Here is a 16,785-nt window from a genome sequence, read left to right as displayed (position 1 = left end):
GCGCCCCCCGCGGCGGGCGTCGTCGCTACTTCTTCAGGACGCAGACCTTGCTCTTGCATACCGCGCGGAGCTCCGGGCACTCCGCGCAGCCCTCGTGGCGCGCGGGGACCGCGCCGCAGAGGTGCTCGGGCTCGCGCTCCCACGAGTCGTCTCGGTCGCGGTCTCCGGGCTTCTCCTTCTTCTTCTTCGGCCACGTGCGGACGCTCGGGACCGACGGACACAGGCACGGATCGCACTGCTCGCCGTTCGTGACGACGACGCAGTCGGTGTCGACCTTGCACTCCGCGCCGGTGCGCGCGCGCGAGAAGTCCGACGGGCTCCGGCGCTTCACGAGCTTCCGGCACGCCGGCGCGGGCGCGGTCGTGCAGACGTCGACGTGCTCGCGCGCCTCGTCGAAGCGCAGCGTGTACGTGCGCGGCGGCTCCGCCGTCGTGCCGCCGTCGAGCTCGGGGAGGCGGTGGCCGTTCTCGTTCGGGCCCGTCACGCGCTCGCCGAGGATCTCCGCCTCGAAGAGCTCGTAGTCGGTCCAGTACCGGTGGCACGGGCCGATCTCCTTCGCGTAGATCTTCGTGACCTCGATCGTGACGCGGAAGTCGTCCTCCGAGATCGCCTCCGCGCGCTTCACGTCGCCGAACACGCGCGCGGGGTTGCGGTAGTGCGGGACGGGGGAGGCCCAGCGCACGCGACCGTGCGGGAGGAGCGTGAGGCACAGCTTGGGACCTTCCTCCGTCTCCCAGTGGCCGAGCGGGAGGTCCTTCTTCGGATCGAGCGCGCGTGCCGTCTCCGAAGCCGGCTCCGGCGACGCGTCGAGCGCGGCGATGGCGATGCCCGCGTCGCCGGTGGACGGCGCCTTTCGCTTCAGCAGCTTGCAGCCGCTCGCGGCGAGGATGACGGAGAGGGCGAGCGCGAGGTGCTTCAAGCGGTCGTGGCGGCGGCGGGCGCGATGACCTTCGGCGGCGCCGGCGCGAGGCGGCGGATCGTCTCGATCGCGACCGGCGAGACGATGGCGTCGCCGTCGCGCAGGCCGAGCTCCGCGCGCACGGCGTGGTACGGGATCGCGACGTCGCCGTCTTCGTTCTTGCCGAAGAGCGCCTCCATCACCTCCGCGATCTTCACGCCGCCCTCGCCCGACATCGTCACGTCGACGAGGACCGGGACGAGATCGCCGCCGACGCGCGCGTCCGCGAGGAACGCCTCGGCGCGGGGATCGAACGCCGCGATCGCGCAGAGGTACTTCCGCGCGTCGACCGCCTTCGCGAGGCCCCGCTCGAAGCGGCGGATGACGCGCGCCTCGGACGCCGCCATCACGCGCGCGATCTCCTCTTCGAGCCGCGCGCGGCCGCCCGCTTCGGCGAGGGCCTTCGCCGGGATGCCGACCGCGTAGCGGGCGGCGTCGATGATGTGGGAGAGGCCGCGGTCGCTCTTCTCGAGGCGCGTGCCGTGACGGAACACGAGCCCGTCGGGCGACATGCGCGTGAGCTCGGCCGCGAGCGCCTCGGGATCGACGTCGACGGTGAGCTTCACGTCGAGGATCTCCGCGAGGCTCGCGACGCCGAGCGACAGCGCGGGCGAGAAGGTCATGTCGGGCTTCGGGTGGAAGCCGGACGTGTAATAGATCGGCACGTCGAGCCGCCGGAACGACCGCGGCAACGCGCGGATCACGTCGAGATGGCTGAGGAACGCCATCGGCCCGACCTTCGCGTAGACGAAGCGCGTGCGGCGAGGGTCGCCTTGGATCACGCGAGGCGGCGGCTTCGGGCCCTTCTTTACGGTCAGGGGCTTCGCCCCCGACACCCCCCGCTCGTCACCAGGGCCCCCGAAGACGGGGGCGCTTCGCGCCGCATTCGCGGCCCCGGTGACGAGCGTGCTCGCGGGCTGGCCCTGCTCGTCACCAGTGCCCCCGAAGACGGGGGCGCTTCGCGCCGCATTCGCGGCCCCGGTGACGAGCGTGCTCGCGGGCCGGCCCTGCTCGTCACCAGTGCTCGGGGGCGGGGCGGGCTTCGGGGGGCGCTTTAGTTTGGCGCCTAGGCGGTCGAGGTAGATTAGGCGCTCTTCGCGCATGGCGGAGAGGTCGCAGGCGACGCCGCAGTCGTAGCAGACGAGCTTGCGGTCGTCGGCGGTGGCGTCGGTGATGTTTGTATGATGCACGAACATGCCGGCCGCCTTGCCGCAGGGCGGGCTGAGGCGGCTCTTCAGCGCCTTCCGGTATTCGCGGACGAGGAAGCCGTCCTCGAGGCCGACGTCGATGTGGCTCCACGGGAGGCGCGCGCTCACCGGGATCGTCCCGAGGTACGCCGCGGGCTCGATGCCCTCGGCGCGGAAGGCCTCCTCCCAGACCTCGATCTTCAGCTGATCCTCCCACGAGTCGAAGCGCGCGCCGGCGGCGTAGGCGCGGAGGAGGACGCGTCCGAGCTTGCGATCGCCGCGCGCGAACACGCCCTCGAGCCAGCTCGTGCGCGAGTCGTGCATGCGGAGGTCCACGCCCTTCGCGCCGCGCACCTCCTCGCGGAGCCAGCGCTGCTTCTCGACCACCTGCTCGTGGCGGTCCATCGCGCACCACTGGAACGGCGTGTGCGGCTTCGGCACGTGGGTGGAGACGCTCACCGTCACCGCCGGCGGCCCCGCGTTGAGCGCCTCCTTCCGCACGCGCTTGCCGACCGCGCGCGCGCGCTTGCCGACCTGCACGATCTCGCGGACGTCGCTCTCCTCCTCCGTCGGGAGACCGATCATGAAGTAGAGCTTCATGCGATCCCAGCCGCGCGAGAAGATGCGCTCCGCCGTCGTCATCAGCTGCTCTTCGGTGACGTTCTTGTTCACGACGTCGCGCATGCGCTGCGAGCCGGCCTCGGGCGCGAAGGTCACGCCGGAGGCGCGCACCGTGCGCATGTCGTCGAGCACGTTCTCGTCGAGGCCGTACGCGCGCAGCGACGACACGCCGAGCGACACCTTCTCCGGCGCGAGGCGCTCGGTGACCTTCTGGATGAGCGGCGCGATGCAGGAGTAGTCCGCGGTCGAGAGCGCGGTGAGGCTCACGCCGTCGTAGCCGGAGCCCTTCACCGCCTTCACGAGCGTGTCGACGATCTGCTCCGGATCGCGCTCCCGCACCGGCCGGTAGATCATCCCCGCCTGACAGAAGCGGCAGCCCTCCGTGCAGCCGCGCGCGATCTCGATCGACATCCGATCGAAGATCGCCTCCGGTCCGCCGACCGGGCCGTCGTGCGGGAACGGGTACTTGTTGAGGTCCTCGACGAGGCTCCGCCGCACCGGGAGCACCGGCCCGTCGACGACGACCTCGAGCCCCGTCTCCGGCTCCACCGCGACGGTGTAGAGCGAAGGGACGAAGACGCCGCGCAGCTCGGAGAGCGCGGCGAGTCGCTCCCTCCGCGCGACGCCCTGCTTCCGGAGCGACGTCCACAGGAGCGCGATCTCCGTCGTCCGCTCCTCGCCGTCGCCGATGACGACCGCGTCGAGGATCGTCGCGAGCGGCTCCGGGTGCGTCGCGGTCGGGCCGCCCGCGATGACGAGCGGATCGTCCTCGCCGCGCTCGGCGCTCGTGAGCGGGACGCCGCCGAGGTCGAGCATCGTGAGGATGTTCGTGTACGTGAGCTCGAACTGGAGCGAGAAGCCGACGACGTCGAAGTCGCGGAGCGGGCGCGCGCTCTCGCACGAGACGAGCGGGACGCCGTGCTGCCGGAGCAGCGCCTCCATGTCGACCCACGGCGCGAAGGCGCGCTCGGCGAGCGTGCGCGGATCGTCGTTCAGGATCTTGTAGAGGATCTTGAAGCCGAGGTGGCTCATCCCGATGTCGTAGACGTCCGGGAACGCGAGGCAGACGCGCGCCTCCGCCGAGTCCCAGTCACGCTGCGCGGCGCCGTACTCGCCGCCGAGGTAGCGCGCCGGCTTCTCGACCTTCGCGACGAAGCCGGCGTATGGATGCAGAGACGAAGCGCGCGTCATAGGGACCGCGGTTTGTAGCGCGGATCAGGGCGAAACGCGACCCGGCGGCACGAAGCGGACCGGCGCGACCCACGATCCCCGCACCGCGGACGCCACCTTCCAGCGCCAGGTCGCGTCGGTCGGCGCTTCCCCCGCGTCCGTCACGATCTCGTGCTGCGCCACGTGCGCCCCCACCACCAGGATCGGCTCCTCCTTGCCGCTGTCGCGCACGAGGCGCACGAGCGGCTCGATCCGGCCCGTCGCGGAGGCGAGGAGGCGGCGGCTCGGCGGGTCGGAGGAGACGACGACCGCGATCGGTCCGACGTCGCCGTAGTCCTCCTCCAGCTTCGCGATGCGCGCGGGGAGGGAGGAGACGTCGACCGCGGCGTCGTCGTTCACGAGGTTCTCCGCCGCCTTGAGCGCGATGAGGAGGAGCTCGTCGACGTCGTCGAGGGCGGAGCCCTTGAGGCCGGTGATGGCCTCGAGCCCGCGCCGCGCCTGCTGGACCGCGCCCGCGAGCAGGGCGATCGACTCCGGCTCCGCCTCGACGTAGATCGGCACCGTCGTGTTCGCCGCCGGCGTCGCGCTCGATCGCGGCCGCGGCTTCGCGCGCGACAGCGGCGCGTCGAGGTGGCGGATCGTCGTCCAGGACGAGAGCGTCTGCTCGAGCCGCACGCGCCCGAGCGTCATGTCGTGGGAGGCGACCGCGTGCGCGGCGACGGCGGCGAGGAGCGAGCCGTACACCGTGGCGTGCCACGGCTCCGTCGCGTCGGTCTCGCTCCGCGTCTCGCGGAGCCGCGCGCTGACGTTGCTCCACTGCTCGAACGCGTCGGCGCGCATCTCGTGGATCGCGCCCCGGCAGTCGGGCGCGTCGAGCCAGCACCCGACGTCGAGCGTGGACGGGATCACGCGCACGCCATCGCGATGCGACGACGGCGGCGCCTCCGCCTCCGCCTTGCCGATCGACGCGCCGAGCAACGCGCTGATCGCGCGCGCGTCGGGCGAGGCGTGGCCTCCGAAGACGCGCGCGGTCCGGCCGACGCCGGCGGGCCCGTCGTAGATCGCGGGGCCGCGCGCCGCGAGCGCGCCGGCGCGCACCCGATCGACCTTCGCGACGTCGCGGATGTGCTCCGGCTTCGTGAGGTCGACCCCGGCCTTCGTCCCGATGTCGTCGAGCTCGAGGAGGGTGAGGTCGTCCGACGCGCCCCACACGAACGAGAGGTAACGCCCGATACGCGTGTAGAGTGCGTTCGTCGCGGCGTCGACGTCGGCGTTGCAGAGGCGCGCGAGGAGCATCGCCGCGCGGGTCGCGGTGCGCGCCTCGGCGACGTCGAACGCGGCGCCGGCGTGCTCCGTCCGCGCCGCGAGCGCGAACGACGCGCCGCCGAGCCACGCGAGCGCGCGGAACGTCCCCGCACGCGCGGCCGCGCTCGGGACGACGAAGCGCGTGTAGTCCATCGGCACGCCGAGGATCGGGCTCGTCGAGACGACGCCGTGCGCTTCGATGAGCGCCTTCTCCGCCGCGACGGCGACGGCGAGGTCCGCCGGCAGCTTCGGCTCCACTTTCGCGTCCGTCTTCGGATCGGCGAGCACGCGCGCGACGAGCACGGCGCCGCGCGCGATGCGGTACGCCTCTGCCAGCGTCGTGCCGACGCCCTTCTTCTCGCTCTCGAGCCTGGACTCGAGCCGCGTGAGGAGCGAGACCAGCGCCGGCGCGAGCTCGTCCTCGACCTGCGCGAGCGCCGACTCGAGCCCGAGCCGCGTCGCCGCGACGAGCGCGTCGAAGGTGACGATCTGGGGGACCTTCCGCTCCGCGAGGTCATTGTAGAATGCACCGAACGAGAGCTCGCCCTTGGAGAGGGAGTCTCCCTCGGAGCCGACGACGAGGCCGCCGTTCTTCCGCACCCGCTCGCGCGCCTCGGGCGGGAGGTCGTTCCAGATCTTCGCCGCGCCGTCGGTGCGCGCGATCGCCGCCTCGGCGACCGGCAGCGCGAGCGGCCTCCGCGGCTCGACGTGGAGGTGCGGCTCGATCGGCGTCCAGAACCACTCCGCCGGCGCGGGCGGCCGCGGCGCGCGCACCCTCACGACCGGCAGCTTCGGCGGCGGGGCGGGGGAGACCGGCGGCGCGGGCGGACGCGCGCACGCGGCCGCGCACAGGGCCGTCAACACGAGCGCTCGGAGACCTCCCGTCACGCGCGGAGGCTACTACGCGCCGCGCGGAACGGGCGAAATCCACGTGGTCCGCTATATCTCGGAGGCCGTGTTCGCAAAGAAGGGGCCAAGGAAGATCACGGAGCGGGAGGCTCGACCGGTCCCGCGGAGGGCGGCGATCCCGGCGGGGATCCTCTTCCGCATGTTCGTGATCGGCTCGATCGCCGTGCTCGCGTCGGTCTATGCGGTCTGGCGCTACTACACGGTGCCGTACCAGCCGATGCTCGTGCCGAAGCCGGCGCCGACCGAGATCGAGATCGAGCCTCTTCCTTAAAGGTCTCCCCCGAGGTCGAGGTCGTCGTCCGGGGTGTCGCGGCGCGGACCGACGAGGACGTAGGCGGCGAGCTCGGCGATGGCGGCGAGCATGAGGCCGGGCGCGAAGACCACGAGCACGAAGCGCACGACGACGAGGCCGATCGCGATCGCGGCAGCGCCGCCGGGGATCGAGCCGTTGCCGGCGCCGAGGAGCACGTGCGCGACGTGGCCGTGCGCCATCGCGCGCACGAGGATGAAGTACGCGACGAGGAGCACCGCGCTGATGATCGTGAGCACGACCGGGCGCCGGTTCGCGCGGAGCAGGTCGCGGAGGTACGCGCGCGTCACGAGCCGCCTCCGAGCCGCGGCGTCGTCAGCATCGCGAACATGATCGCGTCGCCGAGCGGTCCGCCGGTCGCGTAGGTGCGCGCGCCGTTCTCGTCGAAGGGGGTGCCGAAGAGGTGCGCGGTCGCGTAGAGCGCGGTGAACACCTCGCGATCGCCGTGCGCGCGGCTCGCGCCGAGGGAGAAGCCGGTCGCGGAGACGCCGAAGCCGAGGACGACGGGGCCCGAGTCGATGTCGGTCTTGCCGTGCTTCGACGGCGGGTGCTCCATCACCGCGCCGAAGCCGAGGACGGTGCGGAACTGGCCGCGCGCGAGGGCGCGGAAGAGGGAGGCGGAGAGGTCCGGCTCCGCGTACGCGAGCAGCGTCGCGGCGAGCGCGCTCCCGGACGCGCGGGCCGCGTCGCGCGGCTTCGCGGTCCCCTCCTCGACGGCCTGGAAGAGGAGGCCCGACTCGGGGTCGACCGCGCCGCGGATCGACGCGGCGAGCTTGTCCTGCGCCGGCGATCGCGCGCGCCCCACCGCGCGGCTGTGGAGCGCGAGCGCGGCGGCGATGGTGGCGTTGTCGACGGGGTAGACCTCGCCCGGATAGGTCGTGACGAAGCCGATCGGCGACGCGAGGATGCGCCGCTCGAGCGCGCCGACGATCGCCTCTTCGCGCGCGGCGAAGCGCGACTCCGGCGCGAGGACGCGATGCAGCGCGTACGGGACCGCGACGTAGCCGAGGTACGCGACGTGGCCGTTCTCGTCACGATCGAGCGACTCGATCGCGTCCTCGTTCCAGGCGGCGCGATCGAACGCGCGGAGGCGCTCGGTCTCGAGCACGTCGAGGCAGTGCTCCAGGCGGGCCACGTTCTCGGCGCGCGTGTCCTCCCGCGCGCGCGCGAGCTGACCGAAGCCGATCCCCGCCATCACGTAGGTGCCGAAGAGCCACTCGCCGTCGAAGCGCGAGGAGCCGGTCGCGAACGACGTCGCGTCGAGCTCCTCGTTGGTCCACCGCGCGACGCCGGCCGCGAGCGCGTCGGTGGACTTCGGGTCACCCTCGAGCCAGCGCGCCGCTTCGCGCTCGCAGACACGGTGCGGCACCGTCGCGAACCCGAGCACGAAGGCGAGGAGCGCGACGAGGGCGCGGGTCGATCCGGGCCGGGTCTGGGGCACCTCGCGTGACGTCGACACCAAGATCATATCAACCCATTGGACGCCTCTCGTCAGGAAAAACCGCTTCCGCCGCCCTCCGCACGCGACCGTTCACTTTCGTTTCCCGACGGCTCGACGATCGCGATCGCGGCGGTTACCTGAGGAGCATGTCGACGAAGCTCGCCCGGCCGCAGGCCGACGTCCGCCACGTGCTCACGCGCATCCTCGACGAGCCGGCGCTGGTGGCGGAGGTGCGAGCGCTGCCGCCCGCCGCGCTCGCGAAGCTCATCGCCCACGTCGGCCTCGAGGACGCCGGCGAGATCGTCGCGCTCGCCACGACCGAGCAGATCGAGCGCGTCTTCGACGAGGACCTCTGGACGCGCGCGGAACCGGGCGCGGACGAGGGCTTCGAGCCCGCGCGCTTCGTGGTGTGGCTCGAGATCCTGCTCGAGGCCGGCGAGGGCGTCGCCGCGCGCCGGCTCGCGGAGCTCTCCGCCGACGTCGTGACGCTCGCGTTCCATCGCCTCGTCGCGGTCGTCGACGGCGACGCGATCGCGGCGGAGATCGCGGAGGGCGTGCACGAGGAAGGGGAGGAGATCGAGGAGGCGCTCGAGGCGTCGCTCAACCACGAGATCGGATCGTTCATCGTCGTCGCGCGCCGTCACGACGGGTGGGACGCGATCGTGACCGCGCTCGTCGCGCTCGACGAGCACGACCACGCGACGTGCGCGCGGATGCTCGAGCGCCTCGCCGCGATGACGGAGCGCGAAGCAGAAGAGGAGGGCGGCCTCCATCACGTCCTCAGCGCGGAGGAGTCGCTCCTCGACGACGTCGCGGGGGACCGCAACGAGCGGCGCGCGCGGGAGGGCTTCGTCGCGCCGGCGGACGCGCGCGCGTTCCTCAAGCTCGCGCGCTCGTCCGCCGACGTGCGCGGGCGCGACGCGGTGACGAAGGCCTACTTCCGCGAGCTCGATCGCGCGCCGCGCGCGGAGCCGACGCGCCTCGAGCGCGTGCTCGCCGGCGCGGGCGTGCTGCGCGGAGAGACGCGCGCGAAGAAGCTCCCGGTGCAGAGCGGCGTGCTCGCCGCCGCGCTCGCGTCGCTCACGCCGGCGGAGCACGCGGAGCGCCTGGAGGAGCTCGCGTTCCTCGTGAACGTGCTCGTCGCCGGCGACGCGCGCGCGTGGCGCCCCGCCGACGCGGCGGAGGTGGTCGTCGCGGTGGTGGAGCACGGCCTCCGGAGCGGCGGCGCGCTCGCGGCCGAAGGCGGCGTCGTCGAGGCGTTTCGCATCGGCGTCCGCGCCGGCGCGCTCGATCGTTCGCGTTAGCCGCGCGGCGTGCGATCGACGACAATGAGCGCTCATGCCTCGGCTCGTGATCGTGTCGGTGAACGACGTGTATGCGCTCGACAACCTGCCACGGCTCGCGACGATGATCGCGCACTACAGGCGCGAGCCCGCGGACGCCGTCATCTTCCCGCTCGCGGGCGACTTCCTCGCGCCGAGCCTCCTCTCGAGCATCGACGCCGGGCGCGGCATGGTCGACTGCATCAACGCGATCGGGATCACGCACGTCGTGCTCGGCAACCACGAGGACGACATCCCGCCGGAGGAGCTCCGCGCGCGGCTCGAGGAGCTCGAGCCGCCGTGCCTCGGCACCAACGTGCTCACCGGGCTCGACCTCCCGCGTCACCTCGTCATCGACGTGGGCCCGCTCAAGGTCGGCCTCGTCGGCGTGGTGATGGATGACCCCGCCGTCTACCACGGCAAGCCGTTCGGCGGCGCCCTCCTCGCGCGCGCGAACGACGCGGCGATCGCGGAGACGGCGCAGCTCCTCCGCAACGGGTGCGCGGCGGTGATCCCGATCACGCATCAGGCGATCGCCGACGATCGCGCGCTCGCGGAGCGCCAGCGCGAGCCGCCGTATCCGGTCATCGTCGGCGGCCACGAGCACACGCCGATGCTGGTGGAGCATCACGGGACGTGGATCGTGAAGGCGGGGGCGGAGGCGGTGCAGGCGGTCGTCACCGACGTCGTGTGGCCGGACGGCGGCGGCGCGCCGGCGGTCACGACGCGGCTCGAGGCGGTGGCGCTCTACGAGGAGGACCCCGCCGTGCGCGCCCGCGTCGACGCGCACATGGAGCAGGTGCGCGAGCTCGCGACCGCGACGCTCCTCTACCTCGAGCCGGGCCAGTCGCTCTCGTCGGTCGGGACGCGCGTGCGGCAGACGTCGATCGGGACCCTCATCTGCTCGCGGCTGCGCGACTGCCTCGGCGCGCAGGCGTGCCTCTTCAACGGCGGCGGCATCCGCGCGTCGCGCGAGTACACCACCCGCATCACCTACGGCGACATCGAGGCGGAGGTGCCGTTCGACAACGAGATCGTCGTCGTGCCGCTGCCGGGGCGCGTCCTCGCGGCGGGGGTGAAGGCGTCGCGCGCGCGCGCGCCGGCGGAGTGGGGCGCGTTCCTCCAGGTCGACGACCGCATGAAGCTGACGGAGTCGAACGACGTCGCGGAGGTCGACGGCGCGCCGCTCGATCCGGAGCGGCTCTACGACGTCGCGCTCGTGCGCGAGATCCTGGTCGGCCTCGATCACATCGAGCCGCTCGTGACGTGGGCGAGGGAGAACCCGGCCCTCGTCCCGCCCGCCGACAGCGGCCGCGAGCCGAAGGTGCTCCTCGTGCAGGCCTTCGCGCTCGCGGTCTGGAGGAGCCTCGGCGGCTTCGACGTCCTCGACGCCGACCGCGACGACAAGGTCACCCCCGCCGAGATCGCGGCCGCGGTAGAGCGACGGCATCCGTCGCAGGGCCCATCGAAGGTGCTCGCCGACCTCATCGTGCAGGCGATCGACCTCGACGCCGACCGCATCGTCTCCCGCGCCGACGCCGCCCAGGCCGGCTGCACGTCGGCGAAGCGGCGCTAGCGATCGATGCGGCGGGTGTTGCCGTCGCCGGAGATGCGGGAGGGCTTGGTCTTCGCGAACGCCTCCGCGCGCTCGAAGACGCGGAGGAAGTTCTCGCCGAGGACCTTCTTCACGTCGTCGTCTTTGTAGCCGCGGCGGAGGAGCTCCTCCGTGATCTTCGGGTACGCGTCGACGCCGCTCACGCCGTCGGGGAGGGCGTCGACGCCGTCGAAGTCGGAGCCGAGGCCGACGTGGTCGATGCCGGCGACCTTCACGACGTGATCGATGTGGTCGACGAGGACGGAGAGCGGCACCTTCGGGAGGGGCTCCGTCTCGGCGTGGAGCTTCGCCATCGCCTCGCGATAGGCGGCGAAGTCGTGCTTGTGCTTTGCACGGAGCTCCTTCGCCGCCGCGCCGTTCTTCTCGTACCAGGCCTGCGCCGCGGCGCCGTACTCCTTCGAAAGGAAGAGCGACCAGAAGTTCACCATCACGACGCCGCCGTTCTTGGCGAGCTGCTTCAGCATGTCGTCGCTCAGGTTGCGGCGGTGATCCGCGAGCGCGCGCGCGGACGAGTGCGACGCGATCACGGGCGCCTCCGCGATCTTCATCACCGCCGCGAACGTCTCGTCGGACGTGTGCGAGACGTCGACGAGCATGCCGAGGCGCTGCATCTCGCGGACGACGTCCTCGCCGAACGGCGTGAGGCCGTGATGGCGCACCGGCGGCGGGCCGGAGAAGCCGGCGGAGTCGGCCCACTCGTTCGACTGCGTGTGCGTGAGCGTCATGTAGCGGCAGCCGAGGCGATGGAGGACGCGCAGCGCCGAGAGCGAGTTCTCGATCGCGTGCCCTCCCTCGATGCCCATCAGGATCGCGATCTTGCCGTCGCGCTTCGCGCGGCGGACGTCGGCCGCCGTCGTCGCGAGGACGAGGTCCTTCGGGTTGCGCTCCACCGCGCGGTACGTGACGTCGACGAGGTCGATCGCGCGCCGGAGCGCCCCGCCGCCGAGGACGCTCGGCTGGGTCGCGAGGTCCGACTCGACGTAGACGCTGAAGAAGAGGCCGGTGACGCCGCCCGCCTTCATGCGCGACAGGTCGGTGTTGATCCACTCCGCCTTGTCGGCGAGGTCGACGTTGCCGGCGTAGAGGACGGACGGGATGTCGTCGTGCGTGTCGATGACGATCGCGCTGCGATGCAGCCGCTCGGCGTGCTGCGCGAGCGTCTCGCCGCCGGGCGCGCCGCCGTCGGCGCCCGTCGCGTGCGAGCGGAGATGAGGCGACGTGCTCTCGCCGATGACCTCCCTCGACGCGGGCGGCGACCCACAGGCCGCCGCCGCGACGAAGCCGGCGAGGAGCGCGCCCGAGAGCGCGGTTCGGACGATCAGGGGCCGAGCTCGACGTCGACGACGTAGCTGTTGTTCGGGACCGTCGACTTCAGGCGGAGGACGTAGGGCTTGTTCTGGACGAACGGAACCTCGGGGCCGGTCCCGCGCGGGATCGTGAACGACTGGCCGTCGACGGTGCCTTCGATCGTGAACGTGCCCGGGCCGCCGGTCGTCGACTGGAACGCGAGCCGGAGCGACGTCTTGGTGCTCGGGATCGTGAACGTCGCGACGTCGACGTCGGACGTCGTGTTGATGGTGCCGCAGAAGCTGCTCGTCTCCTGCGGGAGCTGCGTCTCGATCGTGTCGTTCGGCTCCGGCGGCTCCTTGATCGAGTTGGCCTTGCAGACGGAGCTCGCCGCCACCTGCTTGATGTTGAAGCCGATGATGTAGCTCGTGTCGGCGTCGCCGGTGGACGTGAACGTGTACGTCTCGCCCGGGCGGAACGGGAAGTTGCCGCCCGCGTCCTGCCCGGCGAGCACGAACGACTCGGTGCCGACCTTGCCCTCGAGCCGGTAGTTCGTGCCGGCGCCGACGTTCTGGACGCCGATCTGGAACTCCGACGTGTCGACCGGCATCGTGAACTTGACGACGTCGACGTCGCCCGCGGGCTGGAGCTGGCCGCAGAACGAGCCGGTGCCGCTCGGCATCGTGTTCGCGGTGGCCTCGTCGTTGTTCGGCTCGACCTCCTGCACCGAACCCGCCTGGCACTGCGTCCCCGCCGCGCCGTCGAACACGGTCGGATCCGACGCGTCGATCGGACCGCCGCTGTCGGGGATGCCGGTGCCGGAGTCGTCGGTGATGACGGTGCCCGAGTCCGCGACGACCGGCGGCGAGCCGGACGACGACGTGGTCGACGAGCTCGACGAGCTCGACGAAGACGTGTTGTCACCCGACGAGCTCGACGACGACGTGTTGTTGTTGCCGGACGTCGAGCTCGTCGTCGACGAGGAGGTCGACGACGAGGAGGTCGTCGCCGGCGGATCCGAGTCCGACCCGCAGGCGTAGGTGGCGCATGCAAAAGCGACGAGCGCGGCGGTGCCGATAAGTGCGTGGCGCATAAGGCTTTCTCCTCAGTTCTGCGTGACGTCGAGGTTGAAGCGATAGTCGGATTGACCGGTCGCGGTGACCTTGAAGAGGTACGGCTGGCCCGACTGGAGCGGGATGCTACCCGAGAACGGCTGCTCCGCGCCGCCGCCGACCTTCAGCGTGATCTGGAGCCCGTTGCCGGTGTTCTCTTGCGCGCCGGAGATCGACACCGAGCCCGTGACGTTGAACGTCCACGTGATGAAGTCGACGTCCCCCGCCGCCGCGATGCGCCCGCAGTACTTCAGCGACGACGTGCCGGTGGTCGCCGGGATGACCTGCGCCGCGCCCGCGGAGTCGTTTGGCTCGACCTCTCGCGTATCGCCGGTGAGGCACTTCGAGCTCACGCCGCCGCCGCCGTCACCCCCGCCGCCGCCGCCGCCATCACCGCCGCCACCGCCACCGCCGTCACCCCCGCCGCCGCCGCCGCTGCTCGACGAAGACGAGGAGCTGGTGTCGCCGCTCGAAGACGAGCTCGAGCTCGACGTGTTGTCGTCGTCGTCGTCGTCGCCGTTGGAGCCGCTCGTCGAGGAGGACGTCGACGACGACGACGTCTTGCCGGCGTCAGGCGTGGGCGTGGCCTCGTCCGACGACGAGCACGCGTACAGCGCGACCGCGCAGACGATCAAAGAGCCGGGAAGAAGAACGGCAAAACGCATTCCGGAATGATGCACGATTCGGTGCTCCTCTCAAAGTCGTCAGTTGTTGAAGTGCCAGGTGAGGCGGTAGTTGCGACCGCCGCCACCTCCACCGCCGCCGCCGGACGGGGCGACGCGGACGACCCACGTCGATCCGTCGTTGACGTTGATGCCGTTGAAGTTGAAGCCGTTGAACGCCTGGCCGTCGATGGTGCCGGAGATCTGAACCGCCCCAACGCAGGGTCCGGCGGCGCCCTGGCAGAGGACGAACGTCTGGCCGTACGCGGGCGTCTTGAAGGTGAAGAAGTCCGGATCGGCGCCCGACGTGGTGCCGCAGATCGAGAACGTCCGGCCCGGCGGCGTGACGCTCGTCGCCGTGTTCGCGTCGTTGTTGGGCTCCGCCTCCTTGAGCGAGTCGCCCAGGCAGGCCGTCCCCCCGTCCGTGTTGTTGGGCGCGCCCGCCTCCGCGTCGTCGGCGCCGCCGTCGAGGTCCTCCTGCGGCGGGGGCTCCTCCTCGACCGGCGGGGGCTCCTCCTCGATCGGCGGCGTCTCCTCCACCGGCTTCTTCCCCGAGTCCTTGCCGGCGTCGGCCGTCTCCTCCGCGGGGGAGCTGCTCGAGCAGGCGAACGTGGCGCCGACGAGGACGACGGAGACGGTGGCAGCGAGCAAGACGAGACGCATGAGCGGAATGGTTGCACCATCCGTTCCGCTTCGCGATTGCTACAAACGCGGAACATCGCGGGGTGAAGCGCACATTTCCCCCGGATCCCGAGGCGCCAGCCTGGTCCGCGCGATCTGAGCCTGGTCGCCCTCAGCTCGTCATCGCCAAGAGAGCCGTCCGTGGTGCGCGCTCGTGATGACGCCGCAGCTCCTCGAGGAGCGCCTCGAGCGCGGCCGGCCCGTCGACGATCGTCGCCGCGGGGAGGGCCAGCACATTTGTGTATTCTGCACGGATTTTGGCGACGAGCTCGGCGGACGGAGCCGTGAGCGCGAGCGCGGGACCGCCGGCGAGCCACGCGTCGTCGGCGACGACGTGCGCGCGCGTCGCGATCGCCTCGGCGAGCGGGGCGACGTCGGCGGCGGGAGCGTACGCCGTCGCGACGACGACGTAGTCGCTCGCGTCGATCGCGCGCGCACGGGCGAGCGTCCACGGGAGCGGGAGATGACGCGCGAGCGCGCGGCGGCCTTCGTCGTCTTCGTCTTCGTTCGCGAGGACGACGTGCTCGTCGGCGCCGATCGCCTCCAGGCCGTCGAGCGTGTCGCGCAGCATCGCGGCGTAGAGGCGCGCGACCCATTCGGGATCGTGGTACGCGAGGAGCGCCTTCGCGCAGCGCCCCGGGAGCGGCGCCTCCGCGAAGACCGCGACGACGACGCTCACTCCGCGTCCAGCACCGGCGCGGCCGCTCCGCGCGCGGTCGCGCCCTCGATCTGGTACTTCGATCCGGTGAGGCGCTTCCAGAGATCGGTCGTGCGCCACGAGAGGTAGGCGCGGTTGAAGCCGACCACGCTCCGCGGATCGAAATACGGGTTGTTGATGCCGCCGAGCTCCGCGAGGAGCAGGATCAGCTCGCCGACGCTGACGGGACAACCCTCGAGGCGGAGGTACGGCTTGGTCTTCAGCGTCTGGAGCGCGCGCGCCATCTTGATCATGCGCGCGTAGACGTCCTTGTGCTTCGCGGTGTGCGGATCGAGCCGTTCGCGCGGCGTGTACTTGCTGCGGATCTGCACGAGCTCGTCGTCGAGCTTCCCGTCCCACTCGACGCAGTCGCCGACGAAGATGACCTTCTCGCCGTAGCGCACGTCGAGCGCGCCTTCGTAGCGGCCGAACACGAGGTGGATGCGAGGCAGCTTGCGATCGCATTGCTCGTCGGCGAGGCGGAGGACCTCGATCACCTCCTCCATCACGCCGGGGCAGCCGCCCCAGCAGTAGTCGTCGGTCGAGTCCTTCGGCGGCGGCCCCGAGTACGCCTGGATGCTCGTGCCCTCGAAGTACTTCTCGATCCGGACGAGGCCGACCTGGAAGCCGCGCGCGCGCGATCGCGCCTCCTCGAACGGCACGTCGCCTTCGAGGCGGATCTCGCTCATCGCGATCGGACCGAAGCCGCGCTCGTGCGCGAGGCGGATGTGCTCGACCTCCATCGGATCGACGCCGATGACGCGCGAGAGCACCGAGTCGAGCGCGACCTGGTTGTTGCCGATCGCGAGGAGGTTCATGTTGCGCGGGATCGGCGTGAGCATGCGCCCCTCGCCGGCGATGATTCCGTCCACGACCGCGAGCTGAGGCTGGATGACGTACTGGAGGTCGGCGACCTTACGGTTCAGCGCGTGATCGTGATCGATGAGGCGATGCCGGTCGTCCTGGATCCCGATGTAGTTCTTCATCGAGAACGTCACCGTCGTCCACGGGTGCGCCTTCAGCTTCGGGCAGTTCACGAAGAAGTCGGCCTTCGCGACGGGCTCGGGCGTGAAGAGGTAGTCGCGGAGCCGGCCCTCGTGCGTGAGCGGGATCTCGACCTGCGGCGTCTCCTCGAAGTGGTACTTCTTCACGCCGCCGACGCGGTCGAGCATCGTGTCGTAGCCGGCCTCGCGGAACACCATCCGCGTGGGGATCGTGATCGCGCAGCGCTCGCCGACCGCGAGCTCGCTCATCGTGTGCGTCGCGTCCTCGCGATCGCGCAGCGCGCCGAGCACACCTTCGACGATCTCGGGCCGCGTGTACGCGTGCGCGAAGGGCTCGCCCGCGCAGACGAGGTTCGGCTTCACGAGCGTCCGCCCCGACGGCCGGAGGTCGAGCGCCTCCATCGCGCCGCGGACGAGCGCGCGGATCTTCCCGGCGTCGTAGTCGGCGCAATGGAAGAGGAAGACGCGAGCGTCCTGGGCGGGGTGACGGCGGGGCGCGGCCAT

13 protein-coding genes are annotated in these 16,785 nt (G+C 71.6%); 3 read left to right on the top strand and 10 right to left on the bottom strand.

From position 1 onward, the window contains the following. Nucleotides 1-25 precede the first annotated feature (25 nt). From KF837_16710 to KF837_16700, 3 genes are read right to left on the bottom strand one after another with little or no spacing between them, the layout of a single operon-like run. Nucleotides 26-919, bottom strand: a complete 894-nt coding sequence (locus KF837_16710) for a hypothetical protein (protein ID MBX3228966.1) — start codon at nt 917-919, stop codon at nt 26-28. Continuing rightward, a complete protein-coding gene (locus KF837_16705) occupies nt 916-3,957 on the bottom strand; it encodes a TIGR03960 family B12-binding radical SAM protein (protein ID MBX3228965.1) in 3,042 nt (1,013 codons plus the stop codon). The genes KF837_16710 and KF837_16705 overlap by 4 nt, the downstream gene beginning before the upstream one ends. A gap of 24 nt (nt 3,958-3,981) precedes the next feature. Continuing rightward, entirely contained in the window at nt 3,982-6,129 is a 2,148-nt protein-coding gene (locus KF837_16700) for a DUF3160 domain-containing protein (GenBank protein ID MBX3228964.1), read from the bottom strand. A 67-nt stretch (nt 6,130-6,196) separates the two neighbouring features. Here KF837_16700 and KF837_16695 point away from each other — a divergent pair, with 67 nt between their 5' ends. Next, nucleotides 6,197-6,421 carry a hypothetical protein gene (locus KF837_16695; GenBank protein ID MBX3228963.1) on the top strand — a complete coding sequence of 75 codons (225 nt, stop codon included), beginning with the start codon at nt 6,197-6,199 and terminating at the stop codon, nt 6,419-6,421. Here KF837_16695 and KF837_16690 read toward each other — a convergent pair. Both KF837_16690 and KF837_16685 read right to left on the bottom strand, forming a co-directional pair. Further along, the gene (locus KF837_16690) at nt 6,418-6,750 is read right to left on the bottom strand and encodes a hypothetical protein (protein ID MBX3228962.1); all 333 of its coding nucleotides are present in this window, start codon (nt 6,748-6,750) and stop codon (nt 6,418-6,420) included. The two genes, KF837_16695 and KF837_16690, sit on opposite strands and share 4 nt — an antisense overlap. Further along, complete coding sequence (locus KF837_16685) at nt 6,747-7,919, bottom strand: hypothetical protein (GenBank protein MBX3228961.1); 1,173 nt, start codon at nt 7,917-7,919, stop codon at nt 6,747-6,749. The genes KF837_16690 and KF837_16685 overlap by 4 nt, the downstream gene beginning before the upstream one ends. A 128-nt stretch (nt 7,920-8,047) precedes the next feature. Here KF837_16685 and KF837_16680 point away from each other — a divergent pair, with 128 nt between their 5' ends. Both KF837_16680 and KF837_16675 read left to right on the top strand, forming a co-directional pair. Beyond that, complete coding sequence (locus KF837_16680; protein ID MBX3228960.1) at nt 8,048-9,205, top strand: hypothetical protein; 1,158 nt, start codon at nt 8,048-8,050, stop codon at nt 9,203-9,205. Between the two features lie 34 nt (nt 9,206-9,239). Beyond that, entirely contained in the window at nt 9,240-10,799 is a 1,560-nt protein-coding gene (locus KF837_16675; protein MBX3228959.1) for a 5'-nucleotidase C-terminal domain-containing protein, read from the top strand. Here KF837_16675 and KF837_16670 read toward each other — a convergent pair. From KF837_16670 to KF837_16650, 5 genes are all read right to left on the bottom strand, one after another. Then, complete coding sequence (locus tag KF837_16670) at nt 10,796-12,868, bottom strand: dipeptidase (protein MBX3228958.1); 2,073 nt, start codon at nt 12,866-12,868, stop codon at nt 10,796-10,798. The genes KF837_16675 and KF837_16670 overlap by 4 nt on opposite strands. Nucleotides 12,869-13,230: 362 nt before the next feature. Further along, the gene (locus KF837_16665; GenBank protein ID MBX3228957.1) at nt 13,231-13,902 is read right to left on the bottom strand and encodes a hypothetical protein; all 672 of its coding nucleotides are present in this window, start codon (nt 13,900-13,902) and stop codon (nt 13,231-13,233) included. 39 nt (nt 13,903-13,941) lie between these two features. After that, nucleotides 13,942-14,562: a hypothetical protein gene (locus KF837_16660; GenBank protein MBX3228956.1), complete on the bottom strand. Its 621-nt coding sequence runs from the start codon at nt 14,560-14,562 to the stop codon at nt 13,942-13,944. 130 nt (nt 14,563-14,692) lie between these two features. Then, the gene (locus tag KF837_16655) at nt 14,693-15,259 is read right to left on the bottom strand and encodes a hypothetical protein (protein MBX3228955.1); all 567 of its coding nucleotides are present in this window, start codon (nt 15,257-15,259) and stop codon (nt 14,693-14,695) included. Then, entirely contained in the window at nt 15,256-16,785 is a 1,530-nt protein-coding gene (locus KF837_16650; GenBank protein ID MBX3228954.1) for a DUF362 domain-containing protein, read from the bottom strand. The genes KF837_16655 and KF837_16650 overlap by 4 nt, the downstream gene beginning before the upstream one ends.

Origin of the sequence: Labilithrix sp., from assembly GCA_019637155.1 — a bacterium.
Classification (GTDB): Bacteria; Myxococcota_A; Polyangia; order Polyangiales; family Polyangiaceae; genus Labilithrix.
Note: the sequence above shows the minus strand (reverse complement) of the source record. Positions and strands in the feature narration are given on the sequence as shown.

Excerpts from the sequence above, each read along its gene's own strand:
- KF837_16665 (MBX3228957.1), bottom strand. The coding sequence starts at position 13,902 with ATGCGTTTTGCCGTTCTTCTTCCCGGCTCTTTGATCGTCTGCGCGGTC.
- KF837_16660 (MBX3228956.1), bottom strand. The coding sequence starts at position 14,562 with ATGCGTCTCGTCTTGCTCGCTGCCACCGTCTCCGTCGTCCTCGTCGGC.
- KF837_16705 (MBX3228965.1), bottom strand. The coding sequence starts at position 3,957 with ATGACGCGCGCTTCGTCTCTGCATCCATACGCCGGCTTCGTCGCGAAG.
- KF837_16675 (MBX3228959.1), top strand. The coding sequence starts at position 9,240 with ATGCCTCGGCTCGTGATCGTGTCGGTGAACGACGTGTATGCGCTCGAC.
- KF837_16650 (MBX3228954.1), bottom strand. The coding sequence starts at position 16,785 with ATGGCCGCGCCCCGCCGTCACCCCGCCCAGGACGCTCGCGTCTTCCTC.
- KF837_16680 (MBX3228960.1), top strand. The coding sequence starts at position 8,048 with ATGTCGACGAAGCTCGCCCGGCCGCAGGCCGACGTCCGCCACGTGCTC.